This is a genomic window from Psychrobacillus sp. PGGUH221, assembly GCF_042055255.1.
In the GTDB taxonomy this organism is placed as follows: Bacteria; Bacillota; Bacilli; order Bacillales_A; family Planococcaceae; genus Psychrobacillus.
This window is the reverse complement of record NZ_JAQMHQ010000005.1, coordinates 295,549-312,854: the sequence shown is the minus strand read 5'-3', so window position 1 is coordinate 312,854 and position 17,306 is coordinate 295,549. Positions and strand designations below refer to the sequence as shown.

At 33.8% G+C, this 17,306-nt stretch carries 19 protein-coding genes and 1 pseudogene; 14 read left to right on the top strand and 6 right to left on the bottom strand.

All coding sequences use genetic code 11. The annotated features are described in order from the left end of the window. The 4 genes from PGC35_RS10825 to PGC35_RS10810 all read left to right on the top strand — a co-directional run. The coding region (locus PGC35_RS10825; protein WP_375219164.1) for a pyridoxal-phosphate dependent enzyme at positions 1–698 on the top strand (698 nt) is incomplete at its 5' end. A 636-nt stretch (positions 699–1,334) separates the two neighbouring features. Further along, on the top strand, positions 1,335–1,928 hold the full coding sequence (locus PGC35_RS10820; RefSeq protein ID WP_375219163.1) for a DUF2441 domain-containing protein: 594 nt from the start codon (positions 1,335–1,337) through the stop codon (positions 1,926–1,928). Between the two features lie 256 nt (positions 1,929–2,184). Then, positions 2,185–2,781 carry a hypothetical protein gene (locus PGC35_RS10815; RefSeq protein ID WP_375219162.1) on the top strand — a complete coding sequence of 199 codons (597 nt, stop codon included), beginning with the start codon at positions 2,185–2,187 and terminating at the stop codon, positions 2,779–2,781. A gap of 244 nt (positions 2,782–3,025) precedes the next feature. Further along, entirely contained in the window at positions 3,026–3,187 is a 162-nt protein-coding gene (locus PGC35_RS10810) for a hypothetical protein (RefSeq protein WP_375219178.1), read from the top strand. A 27-nt stretch (positions 3,188–3,214) separates the two neighbouring features. On the opposite strand, the gene PGC35_RS10805 is transcribed toward PGC35_RS10810, so the two are convergent. Both PGC35_RS10805 and PGC35_RS10800 read right to left on the bottom strand, forming a co-directional pair. Then, complete coding sequence (locus tag PGC35_RS10805) at positions 3,215–4,180, bottom strand: hypothetical protein (protein ID WP_375219161.1); 966 nt, start codon at positions 4,178–4,180, stop codon at positions 3,215–3,217. Positions 4,181–4,475: 295 nt separating this feature from the next. Continuing rightward, positions 4,476–5,711: an SH3 domain-containing protein gene (locus PGC35_RS10800; RefSeq protein ID WP_375219160.1), complete on the bottom strand. Its 1,236-nt coding sequence runs from the start codon at positions 5,709–5,711 to the stop codon at positions 4,476–4,478. Between the two features lie 336 nt (positions 5,712–6,047). On the opposite strand from PGC35_RS10800, the gene PGC35_RS10795 reads away from it, so the two are divergent. Together PGC35_RS10795 and PGC35_RS10790 are read left to right on the top strand one after the other, a co-directional pair. Then, on the top strand, positions 6,048–6,995 hold the full coding sequence (locus tag PGC35_RS10795) for a cation diffusion facilitator family transporter (RefSeq protein WP_375219159.1): 948 nt from the start codon (positions 6,048–6,050) through the stop codon (positions 6,993–6,995). A 71-nt stretch (positions 6,996–7,066) separates the two neighbouring features. After that, a complete protein-coding gene (locus PGC35_RS10790; protein WP_053591409.1) occupies positions 7,067–7,381 on the top strand; it encodes an ArsR/SmtB family transcription factor in 315 nt (104 codons plus the stop codon). A gap of 156 nt (positions 7,382–7,537) precedes the next feature. Here PGC35_RS10790 and PGC35_RS10785 read toward each other — a convergent pair whose 3' ends face one another. The 3 genes and pseudogenes from PGC35_RS10785 to PGC35_RS10775 form a co-directional block, all read right to left on the bottom strand. Beyond that, positions 7,538–7,909, bottom strand: coding sequence for a YhfM domain-containing protein (locus PGC35_RS10785; protein ID WP_375219158.1), 372 nt, complete (start codon positions 7,907–7,909; stop codon positions 7,538–7,540). A gap of 65 nt (positions 7,910–7,974) precedes the next feature. After that, positions 7,975–8,188 (bottom strand): annotated as a pseudogene (locus PGC35_RS10780) (DUF6366 family protein). A 196-nt stretch (positions 8,189–8,384) separates the two neighbouring features. Beyond that, complete coding sequence (locus PGC35_RS10775) at positions 8,385–9,098, bottom strand: ZIP family metal transporter (protein WP_375219157.1); 714 nt, start codon at positions 9,096–9,098, stop codon at positions 8,385–8,387. Between the two features lie 244 nt (positions 9,099–9,342). On the opposite strand from PGC35_RS10775, the gene PGC35_RS10770 reads away from it, so the two are divergent. Next, entirely contained in the window at positions 9,343–9,558 is a 216-nt protein-coding gene (locus PGC35_RS10770) for a hypothetical protein (protein WP_231687484.1), read from the top strand. A 180-nt stretch (positions 9,559–9,738) separates the two neighbouring features. On the opposite strand, the gene PGC35_RS10765 is transcribed toward PGC35_RS10770, so the two are convergent. Further along, positions 9,739–10,341, bottom strand: coding sequence for an NADPH-dependent FMN reductase (locus PGC35_RS10765; RefSeq protein ID WP_375219156.1), 603 nt, complete (start codon positions 10,339–10,341; stop codon positions 9,739–9,741). Between the two features lie 647 nt (positions 10,342–10,988). On the opposite strand from PGC35_RS10765, the gene PGC35_RS10760 reads away from it, so the two are divergent. From PGC35_RS10760 to PGC35_RS10730, 7 genes are all read left to right on the top strand, one after another. After that, positions 10,989–11,477, top strand: coding sequence for a GNAT family N-acetyltransferase (locus tag PGC35_RS10760; RefSeq protein WP_375219155.1), 489 nt, complete (start codon positions 10,989–10,991; stop codon positions 11,475–11,477). Between the two features lie 293 nt (positions 11,478–11,770). Beyond that, positions 11,771–12,889: an ABC transporter gene (locus tag PGC35_RS10755; RefSeq protein WP_375219154.1), complete on the top strand. Its 1,119-nt coding sequence runs from the start codon at positions 11,771–11,773 to the stop codon at positions 12,887–12,889. 13 nt (positions 12,890–12,902) lie between these two features. After that, positions 12,903–14,096: a bromodomain-containing protein gene (locus tag PGC35_RS10750; RefSeq protein WP_375219153.1), complete on the top strand. Its 1,194-nt coding sequence runs from the start codon at positions 12,903–12,905 to the stop codon at positions 14,094–14,096. A gap of 22 nt (positions 14,097–14,118) precedes the next feature. Next, positions 14,119–15,027 (top strand): ABC transporter ATP-binding protein, encoded by a 909-nt coding sequence (locus tag PGC35_RS10745; protein ID WP_053591416.1) that lies wholly within the window; start codon positions 14,119–14,121, stop codon positions 15,025–15,027. Between the two features lie 330 nt (positions 15,028–15,357). Beyond that, complete coding sequence (locus PGC35_RS10740) at positions 15,358–15,645, top strand: TIGR04104 family putative zinc finger protein (RefSeq protein WP_375219152.1); 288 nt, start codon at positions 15,358–15,360, stop codon at positions 15,643–15,645. 145 nt (positions 15,646–15,790) lie between these two features. Next, positions 15,791–16,225, top strand: coding sequence for a hypothetical protein (locus tag PGC35_RS10735; RefSeq protein WP_375219151.1), 435 nt, complete (start codon positions 15,791–15,793; stop codon positions 16,223–16,225). A 376-nt stretch (positions 16,226–16,601) separates the two neighbouring features. After that, complete coding sequence (locus tag PGC35_RS10730; protein WP_375219150.1) at positions 16,602–17,168, top strand: DUF4256 domain-containing protein; 567 nt, start codon at positions 16,602–16,604, stop codon at positions 17,166–17,168. Positions 17,169–17,306: the final 138 nt, after the last annotated feature.

The window sequence follows — 17,306 nt, the reverse complement described above, 5'->3', positions numbered from 1 at the left end:
AATACGGAGTTCCGGCAACCATTGTAGTGCCTGAAAACGTTAGTAAGTGTAAGGTTAACGCAATCCAAGCTTATGATGGTAAGGTGGAAATGTGCGGGACTACTTCTGGAGAACGTATACCAAGAGCACAGGCGATTGCAAATCAAGAAAACGGCATATATATTCCACCTTATGACGACCCATTGATTATGGCAGGGCAAGGAACTATTGGATTAGAAATTTTGGAACAGGTGGATAATGTTGATGCAATCATTGTCCCGATTGGTGGTGGTGGACTTATATCGGGAATCCTAACAGCCATTAAAGAAACTAACCCGAAAATAAAAGTAATTGGGGTAGAACCTGAGCTTGCTAATGATACATACCTATCATTACAAAGTAAAAAAATCACCACAATTCCCGCAAGTCAGACCATTGCGGACGGATTAAGAACTAACCAGCCGGGTGACCTAACCTTCCCTGTACTTATGAAATATCTAGACGATATTGTCCTTGTGAGTGAAGATGAAATTCGTCAGTCCTTTAGTTTCGTCATGGAACGCACGAAACAACTAGTAGAAGCATCAGCAGCCGTAACGATCGCAGCAGCTATGTTCAATAAACTAAACATTCAAGGTAAGAACATCGTAACTGTTATCTCTGGCGGAAATGTGGACCTAGACAAAGTCCATCAATTCATTGTAAATAGTGAGAAATGACCCCTTAAGACTAGACTTAATTATCTTTATTGAAGTAAGGGGGGCTTTAGTTGAATAAAAACTTAGATTTTTAAACGACTTTATTGTTATATTTTTTAGTATAGTGAAGTATCTTACATCAAAAATTAAACAACTATATTTTTAACCCCGTCCTAAATTCGAACGGGGTTATGCTTGATTGAGCTTTTAAAGTTAAATAACTTTATTTTCATTTCACACGTACCACACATTTTATATATGTCTAAAATGTGTGGTACATACAGTGTCAACCACTCAAACTAACTAACCTAAATATAACATTGGTTATACCCCTATATGCGCGATAATGATAATGACGGTATGGTAGGTGAGGAAGCACCTAGAACTTTGAGGCAAAATAAATGAACGAAAGAACATTTTCTTCGTTGGACGATTTATAACAATTTTGCGAATGGGTGTCTGTACAGGAACAACTGAAGTTAATGGTCATATCATCTAAATTTGTATGGTGAAAATATAATTATTTTTCACTAACGGGTGCTTTACTTCAAGGAGTAAAGCCTTTTTTTAGTAAATTAAAGCAGCTGTTTAGTTCAATAAGGTACCCCTTTTGTTTTGGTACAAATAATTTAAGTGAAGACAGATAGGAGATAGAATATGAATGAGAATGAGCTGTATGTATATCACATTGTGACTAGGAAAAAAATGAGTCTTGGCCAAATAATTAGCTTTGACAAGAATCAAAGAAATACCTTATTTAGCTTCTTTTTTGAAAGACAACAATTGAATTCTAAAGGAGAAGACTTTTTTCGGATTTTACAAGAACATTACTCAAATGAAGGGTTGAACTTGAATAAAGAAAATGCAGATGTAGTTATTAAGTATGCAGATCAAACAATAAGAGCTATCAGAGAAGTAATAGTAGAAATGGTCAGACTACAAGAATATCCAGAATACCCTTCAAGAATGTCTTGTTTATACGCTACAAAAAACTATGAAGACGTATTGAAATGGAAAGAATTATTTGATTCATACAATCGGAAGGTTTTGCAGATTGTTAAACTTAGAGTTATTGGAAATGCTTTTGAGGGGGATGGAAACCTTTTACCAAAAGAAGATGGGGTTCCATTCTCTCAAAAAATTGAACAAGCTAGACAATATTGGCAGGGTAATGTGAAAAACGAGCTTCCTGAACTCTTAATCGACGGGAAAATAGAAGTGGTTGAAGTTATTGATGATTTCACTACTTAAAATCAAATTGTTAGTAATAGATTGTTTTCGTTTTACCGATATTGCAATCCTTATTCGACTAAAGGGTGCTTTAGTTAAACACGGCCATCATATTTCGGTGGTCTATTTTTACGTCCAAAACATCCAGTAGACTTTGGTAAACCATTGTGAAATATTACACTTAAACTAACGGTGCAGGTTAATTTAAGAAGGAAACGGTCTTTACAACGTCGAATTTAATTACATAAAAACTAACTCTTAAATTAAGGTGGGGCATATGGGTAGAATTCCAATTGGACCAATTATTGAAGGTGGAAAAAAAGCAGGAAAAATAATTAAAGAAAACCGCAAAGAAATTACGGCAGTATTAGGTTTATTGGGTGCTGGAGGAAAGGTAATAAAAGAAAATACTGCTAAGAAAAAAGAATCAAACAAAACTGAGGGAAAATTGCATCATAGGAAAGGGCGTTATGATCATTATAAAATTAAAACACTAATGGAATTGGATAGCCAAAACAGGAATGAGCTTTTTCAATATATACTTGAAGTAGAACAATTTATTCAACAGATAAAAAATGAAGAAAATAAGGAATTGGGAGTAAAAAAGCCTATTCATAAAAAAAGAATTAAAAATTGGAATGATATTCTTATTCAAATTAAAGATAAAATGTATACAAAAGATTATCTTGAATTTATTAAAATTTATAACAACCCAAGTTATCATAGTGAATATTTTAAAGGTTTTGAGGGTCTTGTTGAGAAATTTAAAAAACTAAATAATCGAGAAAAATATGATGATTTATTGAAATACATTGCAGAAATAACAAATAGGAGCATTGAACAAATCAAAAAGGATTTTTCACTAACCGACTAAAACATACTCCTTTTTCCGGAAGGTATATATCTATTGATCAATTAGTTTTAAACTTTTTTAGAGTAGTAAGGATAATGAACGATACAAAAAACTGTAATAAAAACCGTGAGACTTATTCAATTAATTGTGGCAATATTACTTAGACCAATACAGATAAATCTTATTCAACTAACGGGTGCTTTAGTTAAATATTCGCTTACCGAAATAATCAATCTTTATTACAAAAAAAGTCCCTTTTTGATCAATCTTTGTTCAAAATAGGGGCTATGATTTTCAAAACGCTTATTTTAACTATTCTATCGTTTTATATTGGATTGCTGCTAAAATTCTAGGATACGGTAAGCTATCTTTAATAAGAGTTCCTATATATCTTATATATTCAATTGAATCATGCATTCTTTTATGATAAATACGTGGTTCTGTGTAATCTATTTCAGTTGCACTCTTCTCGAAGAGCTCGACGGCGTTCGTGCAGCACTAATAGGATAATCATCCCCATTATAATACCTAAGACGATGCCGGCCTGTGTGGTCAACAACCATGCCAATGGGTACTCTGGGGAGGGTGACGCATCGAGTCGAACTGAAGATAAGGCTGAATAGAGGTTGTTGGAGAACAACGCTCCCGATGAAATCCATGCAGCAGCCATAGGGGGTAGAAACCACCTCGTTCCACGGCGGGATGATACCACCAGTATCCCCCACGCACCAACAAAGGACCAGACACCTGTACTCAATGACAGCATGTGCCACCACACATCGCGTTCACCCGTGGTTGCCGGGTTGATGCCGAAAGAGCCGCCAACCGACCAAAATACCTTGATGACACCGAGCAGAATGCAGCCAGCAGCGACTGTCCTAGCCATAATGGTTTGGAGTTGTAAAGTATTTCCAGTCAATTCCTTGTAGTCGGTTGTGCCAATCAGTGCCTCTGGCCAACGTGCCATTGCATACCCTGCCAATGCAAGCGGCAAGAAGATACCGATTCCGAAAAGTGAAATCATTACGAAGATCTGCTCGTATACCCAGAAATCAGCGGCACCTGATTCTTGATCTCGAATCATAGCTGCAGGGCCCAGAACCGGTGCGATTAACAGCATGGGAACTAGCAAACCGGTACCAACCCAAATGGGTAGAGCAACCAACCACGCAGGTAGTCGCTCCCCCCATGGCTTGCAAAACGCCATTGCAAGAAGGATACCAATCGCAGCGAGAACGGCGGTAACTGCGTTTATAATGCGCCAACTGGCGTCACCCATTTGCTCGGTTGGGAGGAAGAAACCTAAAGTCCATACGATTTTGATCAGCAGGTAAGGTGTTACTGTTATTGCAGCACCATAACCGCAAAATCTACGCAATCTCATCAATCTTGAAGCCTTCCTCTCTGTACTTATTGTCATCTTTTCATCTCCTCTACAAGTTATGACTCACTTTATCTTAAAATCATTTAGTTCATCTTTAAGTTACCAAATTTATATAGATGAAACGTCTTTGAATATCTGCTGTATAAAGAATTGTATTTCCCGATATAAATGTTCACAATCTTTATCTAAAGTTAATAAGTGACTGCTGATTCTTTTTAAATGAACTCTCAACATTTACTTTGATTAGATCAATACTGTCATGAGATACAATATACTCTAAAGTCCCTTTGAATAAGCAAATAGATTTATTGATGGTTGGTAAAATTGCAAGTTATTGTGCAAGTAATGCTAACTTGCTTTTAGATGGTGTTTCGTATTTTACTTTTGTGGACTTCTGAACGTAACTTCCACCACCTACACCATATAAACCGCCATGATTACTCTTATAGTTATACACTCGGTATTCTTCGCCTTTTTTCAAAGTACGGACCGTAGTCAATGAACCGTTACTCTCCATTTTGACCAAGTTTGTATTAGATAGAATAGTAACTTTACCTATTTGCCCTAATTTTAGTTCTGTTTTTCCCCACATAACTTTTATAGGGGGTACATCTACATCTAACTTTTTCTTAATGTACGCAGAGGATATATAACCTGTTAACTTTTGATCCTTAGTTTTAACTGGGTACCATACAAATTGGTTTATACTTGTCAAAGATTGATCATATAAGAAATTTCCTTCAATAATCAAGGTAGTATTTATTGGTAAGGATTTTGCAACTGAAGAAGTACTAGGTTGTGACCTTAAATTTACATGGTCTTTTGTGATTGTTACTTTGTCTCCTTTTTGAAATTGATATGCAGAGGCATGCAACTGATCCGTTAATGTATATTCCTTCTTTTTGAATACAATATTTTCACTGCTATTAGGGTCATATTCAAAATCAACTGTATTGAAAGGAAATTGCCCTAATTTTGTATCGTTTATGTAACTATCTTTTTCAATAAACGAAAAGACTTTTTCTTGATAGGCCCCTATATTCTTCAATCCACTGGATTGATAAAGAGGACTGTTAGCAGGCTTTATACCGTTATAAGCCATGACGGGAAAGTACCAATTTTCGATTACTTCTGGTCCTGTCTCCTTTATTTTAGGTAGATCTTTACGGTGATACATACTGCTAAGGATTTCGACACCTGCCTGAATATTGTAGTTGATATCGTATTTCAATTTCTCTTGATCATAGCCTGGTTGATTGGTAATTTGCATAAGACCGATTCCATTATCTTTTGAGATTACAGGCTGGCCATTCTCATCAAATTGTTTCCAACCACCATTTTCTTTGGAAGCCACAGCTTTTACAACTTCGGGAGGGATATTTGCTTCTAAGGCCGCATTCGTAAGTAAGCAGTTCATATGCTGATAAGCGGGATTTTGAGTTGGCTTAATTTCACCATATGATGAGCATTTAGATGTCCATGTTGACTCAGCGAAAGCTTCTTCGTAAGACCAACTCAGGAGCATTAAACAAGTTAATAATCCAGCCCCAATTTTGATTGATTTCATTCATTTATTCCCCATTCATTTAGTATTTTATATTTATTAGTATATTTTACCATAAATGATTAGTGGAGAAATGATATTTAGGAATAAAATGGATGACTCTATTAAACCTTCACAAGAATTTAAGAATTCAATGGAAGGGGCGTAGACGATTTTTGATTTTAACTATTTGTTTTTAATTTGAACTTTTCCCCATTTGTAAATTAGGTTATTTCACATGAAGAACTTTAAAAATCTTCCCTCTTTAATTATTGACAATAGATAATTAGGAATATAATATGTATATATGAATATATAATCATATATAGAAATTTAGGTTAACAATAGGGAGCGATTTTTATGGGTAATAGTCATAATCATGCACATGGTGAAAATAAAAAAGTATTACTGATTTCGTTTTTAGTCATTACCATCTATATGATTGTAGAAGCGGTAGGGGGTTATATTACAAACAGTCTTGCTCTTCTTTCTGATGCAGGTCATATGCTAAGCGATGCCGTATCCCTTGGAATTGCCTTATTAGCATTTACATTTAGTGAAAAAGCAGCAAATGCTAGCAAAACATATGGATATAAACGTTTTGAAGTTTTAGCAGCCGTCTTAAACGGTGTGACGCTTATTTTAATAGCTTTCTTTATTTTTTATGAAGCAATTGAACGTTTTACAAATCCACCAGAAGTGGCAACAACCGGTATGCTTGTTATTAGTAGTATTGGGTTAGCTGTGAATATCCTAGTTGCTTGGATTATGATGCGTGGCAGTGATACGAAAGAGAATTTAAATATGCGTGGGGCATTTCTCCATGTGATTAGTGATATGCTAGGATCAATTGGCGCTATTATTGCAGCACTACTGATTATGTTCTTTGGTTGGGGTTGGGCTGACCCCTTAGCAAGTGTTATTGTCGCAGCACTAGTTTTACGCAGTGGCTATTATGTAACGAAAGCTTCGTTGCATGTATTGATGGAGGGCACGCCTCAAAATGTAAGTGTAAACGACATTGTTCATACAATTGAACAGACAAAGGGAATTATAGATGTACATGATTTACACATTTGGTCTATTACAAGTGGTTTAAATGCACTTTCTTGCCATGTGGTGGTAGAGGGACAAATGACGATTGTAGAGGGCGAAAAGCTACTACGTAAAATGGAACATGATTTAGAACATAAAAATATCCAACATGTGACGATTCAGTTGGAATCTACTACACATAAATGTGATAATTCTATTTTATGTACAGCGAAATCTAATGTCTCAGCTGCACATGCACACCACCATCACTAACGGGGTGTATTAGGACTTTCAATAGTAAAATAGTAAATCAATAGGATTAGTTACAGGAGGTGTAAAAAAGTATGGCAGAAGAAGTACAAACTAATACACATGAATTAGATGAAGAAACACTGTTTGTCGTATCCCAGACGTTTAAAGCGTTAAGTGATCCAACACGTATTCGTATATTAAACTTACTTTGCTGCGAAGAGCACTCTGTGAATGATATTGCTGAGGCACTAAATTTAGGTCAGTCCACAGTATCTCATCAGCTCCGTTTTTTGAAAAATTTACGTTTAGTAAAATTTCGACGTGAAGGGACAACGTTGTATTATTCAAGCGATGATGACCATATTATGAATCTATTGCATCAAGCGATTGGTCATGCAAAGCATTAAAATACATTCTATAATATGAATTGAAATAGAGTTGGTTCAAAAATTTTTGAGCTACTCTATTTTTACTTATAGATTATTTTAGTTCTTATACGTTTTGTAAGAGAAAGTTTAAGTGATTGTATATAAAAACCCTTCCTATATTCCTCATATTAGCCATTAGTTTAAAATTTCGACTATTTTTTTTGCTGAGCTTTCTGAAAGACTATAAATAGTATGAGTATCATTTGTATTCATTATTGTTCCATGTTCATCACTTATCCAAAGAAAATAAGATTTATCTCCAAATTCAATTTTATAATCGGGGTCAACCATATTCACTATTCCTGGCTCTTTATTCGCACTGTTGAATGCATTTTTAAAATCTTTCATGACACTTGAGTCTGTATAAGTAGTCAATGAATTCTCTCCAACTTTTGAAAAGCTTTCCATTTTGTATACTTTCACTTCTTCTATGTTTTGAGATGAACTTCCTATAGTCAATAGTGCTATTAAAATAATAAAAAGAAAACGTGGAAATAACCTTTTCAAGAAACCACCTCCTATTTAAAGTTAGTCGCATTTCTTGAATTTAAGTTACAGTGTCAGTAAAGTCATTAAAAAAACAGTTTATACAAAACGTATCCAACGAATAAAATAACGATTAGTATTCCTGTCCCTTTCCAACCTAAACCACCAACTAAGTCAGATAAGTTACCATTATCTGCTCTACTAAATCCATCTTTTAATGAACCTGTTGAATTTTTTTTTTAGTTCTTCTTGTCTTAATCTCTCTCTTTTTTCTTCAGGTGTTTCATGGTGATTATTCAATCTAAGCACCTGCTACGAATATTTTCTGATGTAAATGTTCTATAATTTCTCGCCTATCCCCTATCCAACCTTTGATTTTAAAGTACCAAAAAGAGCCTCTGCCACCCTTTTATATAAGGGATATGCTGATAAGGCTCTTTTTATTTGTGCATGCGTATGAAAATCAAAGTGAACGGTTGAAATGTATAGAAAAGCGCTAGGTAAGAAAAAGAAAACCTCCTATGCATCCAAAGCTTATGAGTGCTATTATTAATACTTTTGAAAAGTCTTTAATAGACTCCATGATTATTTCCTGGATGGTAATCATGTATATTGTTCCTACCGCTAAACTTATGGAAAAAGACCAAAACATTGGATCGCCAATTCCCATTGAGTTCCCTATATAAGCCCCAAAACCAACTGGGATTGCAACAATTAAAGATAAAAATAACCATGTCCATAATCCAAGACCCGCTATAAATAATGGAGTAAATACAATTATTCCTTCAGGTATATTGTGAAGTAAAATGGTTTGTAGAAGCGTCATTTCAAAACTAGACTCTTGATTTGATCCTATTACTATTCCAATAGGCAAATTGTGAAATGAAATACTAAGAAACAACAGTATACCCGTTTGTAATGAAAAGTTATCTTTACCTTTGAATGTTCCAAATAAATTTTTCAAAGCTTTATGTGTAACTTTAAATAAAATAACTCCAATAACAAATCCTACAATGAATGTGAGCCAATTTCCTAGGTTTATAGCCTCGGGAGCAACTTCAAAACTTAATAAACCAAGAATTAAACCAGCGCAAATACTGTAAATAGTATCTATTTTTCTTTGTACTACTCTTAAAGCCCAAGCTATTACCCCGCCTATACTAAATCCTAGAGCAGTGTAGATATAGCCCATTACCCAAATCAAAGACAATTGATCACTCCTACTATGTTCACTCTGTCTGTCTCTATGTTTATATGGATATTGTCATGCATTTATGAAAACGAAGATAAAATTAAATCCATGTGAATGACATTTCTAAAAGACACTTGCAATTAGTGCATGGAAGGTACCTCCATAAATTAGACTGTCCAATTATTTAGTAAAATTATTTGATTATAGAATAATTAGCCAAGTAATAGCCAATAAATAGTTTATATTGGAGGGAAAGATAATTATGATAATAAAAAGTGATGAAGATAAAGTAATTTATTGCTACAGCTGTCGCAAAAGGACCTTATTTACACGTAGAGATATGAACAATAATAGTGGTGTAGAAAGTCATTGTAGTGAATGTTCATATGTTTGGTTTGAATGGCAAAACCGAGCAGTAGAGCGAGAAAAAGAAAAGTGGGTTGAATATAATACGATATTTACAAACAACTCTATTTAATATTCCTTGCTTAATAAAGTTAACTATAACTACTTTTTCATAAAATTGACCAAGCAGAGTCTAAGTTGGCTCTACTTGGTCTTTTGCATCTCTATTAAATAAATTTTACAAATTCACCGACTGGCTTTCGATACCCACGCCATGCACATTTTGTGAAGTGTAACAATTTAAACTTTTAAATTACTTACGAACAGTTTTTAGTGCATTAGTCCAAGGAATAACTTGGTCTAGCATTTGGTTTACTGAATCAGCTTGAACAGCTTTTGGTTTAAATACAGTACCGTTTTCAAAGTCAGTGAAGAGGGATAGTGCTGGATGAACGCGAACGTGTGCTACAAGCAATTCACTTAAAATGCCACGTAAATGTTCTGCTGCACGAGCACCACCTACGGAACCGTATGATACGATACCAGCTGCTTTGTTATTCCACTCATCTCGTAAGTAGTCTAAAGCATTTTTTAATGCGCCGGTAATGGAGTGGTTATATTCTTGAACGATGAATACGAATCCGTCACAACCATTGATTTTTGCACTCCAAGCTGCTGCACCTGAAGCATCGCCGCCTGGTTCACCTAAAAGTGGTAACTTAAATTCTGCAATGTCGATGATTTCGTACTCAGCGTCTCCACGCTTGTCTGCTAGTTCTTTTACCCATTCTCCTACTTGTGGACTAACGCGTCCCTCACGTGTACTTCCTAAAACTATTCCAATTTTCAACATGTCATTTCCTCCTATTTGTTCTTCTTTAGTGTCTAATCCAAAAAAATTTTTAAAAAAACTCATTGTTCTACCTCATACGCTTTCCTAAATTCATTGTGCTTCTTACTGTATAGATGGGTCATACTAATAGTGGTTATAGTAACGATTTACATACCTCTATTCGATTACACCACATAATCGCTTGCATGGAAGGAAACATGTGTCTTATTGTGTTCTACAAAATAAGTACACTAATTTTTCCCTCACCCCCTTTAAATGGTTATTTTTTGATTGACTTAATCTAAGAAGGATTACGCCAGGTTGTTCTTAATACAAGTATGGCCAATTAATATTCTGTCGAAACGTGTTCCTACTAAGTAAGTACAACGGAAATTTGAATCGAGATATTTTTTATAAAAAAGAATATATTTTACCTCGAATTCGAGATATATATTTAAAAAATTTTCGTTCTTACAAATTATTTTACCTTTAATTAAAATATCTTTAATTCGAAATAAATTTAACATAAATTCATAACAATTGTCAACATTTTGTTTTAATATATTTTGTATTACGGGATTTATAGATATACCAAACCAAGAGTATAGAGCAACAATTACAAAAACGATTATGTAATCTAGATGTTATTATTTCATCTTCGTTTTTAATTTAACTATTTCTACATCAAATACATTGAGCTATAGTTAAAAGAAATGCTAGGGGGTTTTTAGATGTCTGTTACACTTCGTGAAGTTTATGAAAACGAGAAAACAATTCTACAAAACTTATATTCTTTTTATCTTCATGACCTTTCTATGTTCACACCAAACATTACTATCAATGAAAATGGATTCTTTGATTACGAAGATCTCTATTTGTTTTGGACAAATGAGGGTATTTCTCCTTATTTCATCGAATCTGAAGGCAACATAATTGGCTTTATACTTCTTTTGGAAAGACCATTTTTAAAAAAAGAAAGTGATTTCTGCATTAATGATATCTTTGTACTAAATAAGTTCAAAGGGAGGGGCTATGGAATACAGGCAGTTAAAGAGTTATTTGAAAGCAAAAAAGGTCAATACTATGTTATTGAACTTGTAAATAATCTCCCTGCTGTATCCTTTTGGAGAAAGATATTCAAAGAATTTAATATTGATTTTGAAGAAAAGAATCAATTAATTGATGACGAACCTTGCATAGTCCAGACATTTAAAATCTAAATTAATAAGTAGAATCCTATATGAAAGAACGGTAATTAATATAACCGTTCTTTTTTTTTTTTACCATTTCAATTCGTTTATACATAAATACTACCAATAACAGACGACTTATTATCTGAGCCAGCGGCAGTATTAATGGAAGAAGGAAGGATATTATCATAAAATTTCCAAATATCTAAAGGGATATTTTATGTGCAAGGCGAATTTATTAAGTATGAAACTTTGTTGGTGTTACTTTCTATATTAAGCGGTCTAAACATTTTGACTGCTAGGACAGTATTTGGGGGATGCCTATGTGGAAGATATTAAAGACTAATTTTATTTTAGAGAAATCAAATAAGAAAAATATTTTAGCTAGTATTATCTTGGCAGTATTTGTTTTTGGATTAATTTTATTTGTGAAAACGGAGGATTTAGGAAACTTAATAAAAGAAAAAGCGGGTGAATATCAATCACTTTCTTCCGCGTTGAGTAAATTTCAAAATGTTGATGCTACTGATAATGGGAATGGCAGCGACTTATATAAGAATTTAGTACTTCAGCAACAATATGTATCTAAACAAAGAATGGCACTAAAAATGAATCGGCCGGAGTTGTATTTGGAAACAGCGATCGACCTTGCAAATTTAAGAACCGAATCATTTCATATGGAAGGATATGATGATGTTGCAAGTAATCTACCTTCAAAGGTAGAAAATCAATTGGATCTTGTGTTTTATCAGTATGTGAAGAACACGGGAATTTCGTTATCCGTTAATTCGCTATCTTTCTTTCAGTTTCTCGCTTTTTTATTTGGTGTACTAGGTTCTGTATGGTTTATTTTCATGAGTATTTATACTTGTGGGATCATGATAGAAGAATTCCAACATACGTCTATAGTTAAAGGTTATCCTATATCCTTTGATAAGTACGTTTTATCTAAATGTATCTCATCCATGCTTATAGTAGGTGTATTTCTTCTGGAGTTATTTGTTTGCAGTCTACTGTTAGTTTTTTTTAAGGGACTAGGAAACCCATCCTACCCTATTGCTATCTTTAATGGTAGTTTTGAAGTTTATCCAATATATAAATACATAGGTGTATCTGTACTTTATATGATTTGTATTTCTATTTTTACAATATTACTATCTGTAATTTTAAATGTTTTATTGAAGAATATGTATTTGACACTGTTTTTGCAATTGTTATTGTTTATTTTCCCTATGTTATTTCCGGACATGATGAATTTTGTTCCGTTTAATCCATTTAACTACTTGAATTTTACTAACATATTGAACGGCCAGACACTCGATCTTGCAAACCCGGCACTCTTAAATAGCACACATGGACTTATTTATATCGCGTTGAGCATAGTTATAATGGTAGTCGCTATAAAGTTATTCTTGACTACGGGGAAGCTAAAGAAGGTATAAGGGGAGTGAGATAATGTGGTCGTATTTTAAGTTTGAATTTCTTCAATTTATATTCAATAAGAAGAATATTGCAATTTATGTCATTCTTCTTTTCTTCTCGTGTTATTATGCACTAAAAATAGCTCCAGCTTATAACCCTATTGAAAAAGTAGATGTTAGTGTAATGGAGGCTCGTTACCTAACGAGAGAAGAATTTCTAAAGAATGTTGAGATAAATGACGGGACTCACCCTTTAACTAAATTTGCTGCGCAAATATTCCCTGAATGGAATAAATATGACAAAGAAAGATTAGAAGCTATCAAACAGCACAATTTAAATGAGTATGCAGAAGCTACATTTAAGTGGTATGCATACTCTGATGCGATAATCTTCCGTTATGGAGGTGATTTCCTCTACTATAATCCGAGATATTATACGTATGGAAATAATTATGCGAGGGAAGATGGACACTTCGCGTATTCGTATTCTGCAAGTCGGTTCGAAGGGTATACAAAAGGGAAATCGAATTTAACTATAAATGTTTTCGAGGAACGGACTGCGTTGCAAACATTGCAACGTCAGTTACACTCTTACCTGCCATTTATTCTCATTGTTAGTTGTATACTCTTCACAGTAGATATCGTCATAAAGGATCGTAGGAATCCAACACTGTTACAAGGTTTACCTCTTTCAGATTGGATAAGGTTGATGATAAAAGGAGCAGTTTCCTTAGTAGGGAGTATCCTTGCAATTATTCCACTTTCTGTAGGTCTATTGATAATTGGTGTCCAAAATGGTTTTGGTGATTTTAACTTACCAGTTCCAATTTATCATTCTGTTGAAGAATTATTTTCAAATATAACGATTAGGGAATACCTGATCCAAAACGTGGTATTTTTGGTTATCTGGTTTTTATTCATTATTTCATTGCTACTACTTGTAAGTGTGACGCTCAAAAATGAGTTTGCAACTTTATTGATAGGTTGCTTGGTTGTAATTGTTGAATTTGCTTACTTTAGTAGAGGGATTGGAGTATTTCGCGATGTTCAATGGTATCCAACGAGCTATGTTCAGGTGGGACAGATTATTTCAGGTTATCGAAACTATCTTTATGGCACAGATGAACTCACTTTTGGAACTGGACTCTCCATAATCGGATTATGTACGTGTATTTTTTTATTACTCACTTTCTTAATAAGCAATCATAAAAAATTTAAGCTATTGTAGTTTGAAGATTTGGAGGAAAGGTATGATTGAATTAAAAAATATTGGTGTTCAATTTTCAAGTAGAGACATTTTAAAGGATGTTTCTGTGCTGTTCAACCCAGGAGAAATTATTGGTTTGGTAGCTCCTAATGGGACGGGGAAGTCAACGCTTATGAATGTAATCATGAATTATATCAATCCAAACAGTGGAAAAGTCATTCTAAATCATGAGCTAGAATATACAAATAAGAAGAATGAGGTAAAAATCCATCAACTAGTATCCATGATGCCTGACCAAAGTGACTTGTATAATCAGATTTCCGGAAAAGAGCATTTAAAAATTTATTCCTCCATGTGGAATAGTAACCCAAAACTGATTGACAGTACAATAAAAGAACTAGGGATGGCGTCATATATAAATAAGAAGACAGGAACGTATTCTTTGGGAATGCGCCAAAGACTTTGTTTTGCGATGCAAATTGTATCAGATACCCAAATCATGTTAATGGACGAAGTCATGAACGGATTAGATCCTACCCATGTCGAACTTATTTCACAGATTCTCGTTAAAAAGAAGTCTGAAGGAAAAACGGTTATTGTAGCTTCTCATTTATTAGATAACTTAGAAAAATATGCAGATCGAATTTTTTTTATGAGAAATGGTGAGTTAATCCTAGTTAATGTCATTTCGCCAGGGTTTGAAGAAAGAGAAATCACGACTGTGCGAGTAACAGAAATGACAGAGAAGATAAAAGAAAAGTTATCCAAAGAGTTTCCAAAAACCAATGTGCGATTATTACCAAATGGCGTTACTTTAATAGATGTTCGTGGATATGATTCAAGGAAATTAGGAACGATTGTAGAGTTTCTTAAAGACAATCAGTTAACAGAGTTTAGCATTGGGAAAGTTACATTGAATGATTTATATTCCATGTATTATCAAGAAGGATGACCTTTGTGAGGGTTAATATAAAAGGGAACAATACAACTATAATTACGATATGGTAGATATTAAAAGGAGCAATTCTATGGGTATTCTTATATATGTTTTGATCTCTCTGTTCATTTATGGATTCTGTCTTTTATTAGGATTAATATATTCTAAAGGTAAGAAAGGGAAAAACTTTTAATATATTTTGAAGAAATAAAAGTGCTGGACAGATAACTCATATTTTATTCAAAGAATAGCTTTACAGTAAGAACCTAACGATTACCATTATTCAACTAACGAAGCAGTTTAGTTTAAGTATAAAGTTGGATAGAGATAGAAAGGGGTTAAATTATGCAAAAGTGTAACAAATGCAAACTTCCATTTAAGTGGAGTAAAATCTACAATTCGGTAATGTGGTTCTACAAACCTATTCAATGTGAAAAATGTGGTGCTGATTATAAAATATATTTTCCTTCAAGGTTGATAGGGGCTTTTTTTGTTTTACCAATACCAATTTTCGGATTGATTTTGTCACCCTTTGATAATGAACTTATAAATATTTTGACAGGTATTTGCATTAGTTTTACGGGCTCATTACTTATAACATTTCTAGTGAAATATAAAAACGTTAATACATAAAATATGTAGATTGTGTAAGATTTACACTTCAACTAACGGGTGCTCTATTTCAAGAAGGAGTAAAGCATTTTATTCTTATTTAACTAACGGTGCAGTTCAGTCCAATAAGAATAAAAAAGGACGGTGTCAAATGGAGAAAATTATTTTGCGGGATTTCAAAAAAAATGGAATCGTAATTATAGTTTTATTGCTTATTATGGTGGGTTTCTTTATCTTTTCTAATGCTAATAAGACTTATTCTGCATCAGACGTATTAGGTGATCATGCTGACCTAAATGCAGAAAACCCATTTGTAGACATTGAAAGTATTGATCATGAAACAGAGAATATATTCACATCATTTGAAATTCCAGAAGAAACGCAACAGGAACTTATAGAGGCTTTTAAAAATGCAAAATTCAAAAAAGCAACTGATGTTTCAAGTGACTACGATTACCGAATCAATATTACATTAAATACAGGATATGCAATGTTTGTTGATTCGGATAAAAAATCACTAATTATTCTTGATACGTACGAAAACTATACAATGAAAAATGATAGTGATTTCTTTCAGATTTTAAAGAATGCTACTAAGTAGTAAGTCTGAATTTTGATATTTCACTAACGGGTGCTTTAGTTAAACAAGACCATCAGTTTGATGGTCTATTTCTTTATCCAAAAAATCAAGTAGATCTAAGAAATCCATTGTGAAATGTTACACTTAAACTAACGCAGCAGGTTAGTTTAACAAGATGAATGGTAAAGTTAGAGAATCAGAAAGTTTTTATGTACAGTTAGTTGAACATATGAATGCTGTTGTGTTTATTTGCCTATCCTTGTATTATCGCATTTATTATTTTATATTTAAGATAAAAAAATTAGTAATGATTGATAAATAAAACTCACTTTTTTTATACAACTAAAGGACAGTTTAGTCTTAAACCATTTAGAGTAACAATAAGGGGGAAACTTATATGACAAAGAGAAATAAGGAGTTGTCACTAGAACAACGTGAGGAACTACTCAGAACTTTGAAAGCCCGTTTTGAGAAAAACATGAACCGCCATGAAGGTCTTGAATGGGCTAAAGTCCAAGCTAAGCTCGAAGCTAATACTGAAAAACTGTGGTCGCTCAATGAAATGGAAGGAACAGGTGGTGAACCGGATGTTGTTGGCCATGATAAAGAGACGGGCGAATACATTTTTTATGATTGTTCAGCAGAAAGTCCTAAAGGTCGCAGAAGTGTTTGTTACGACCGTGAAGCACTGGATTCAAGGAAAAAACACAAACCAGAAAATAACGCTATTGATATGGCAACTGCCATGGGCATTGAAATTTTAACGGAAGAACAGTACCGAGGGCTGCAGAAACTTGAAAATTTCGATTTGAAAACGTCGAGCTGGGTGCAAACACCTGCTAATATTAGACAACTCGGCGGGGCAGTCTTTGGTGATCGTCGCTACGACACTGTCTTTGTGTACCACAATGGAGCAGACTCCTACTATGCTGCAAGGGGATTCCGTGGCTCGCTTAGGGTTTAAATTTTGAATAGACGGCTAAATTTAAATTTGAGAACGGATCACTTGGAGAAAGGTTTTAATTTCATTCTTCAACTATCAGAGGCATTAGCAATAGATTAAAGAGCTGGAATAGGCAGCTCTTTTTTTTATTCAACTAAA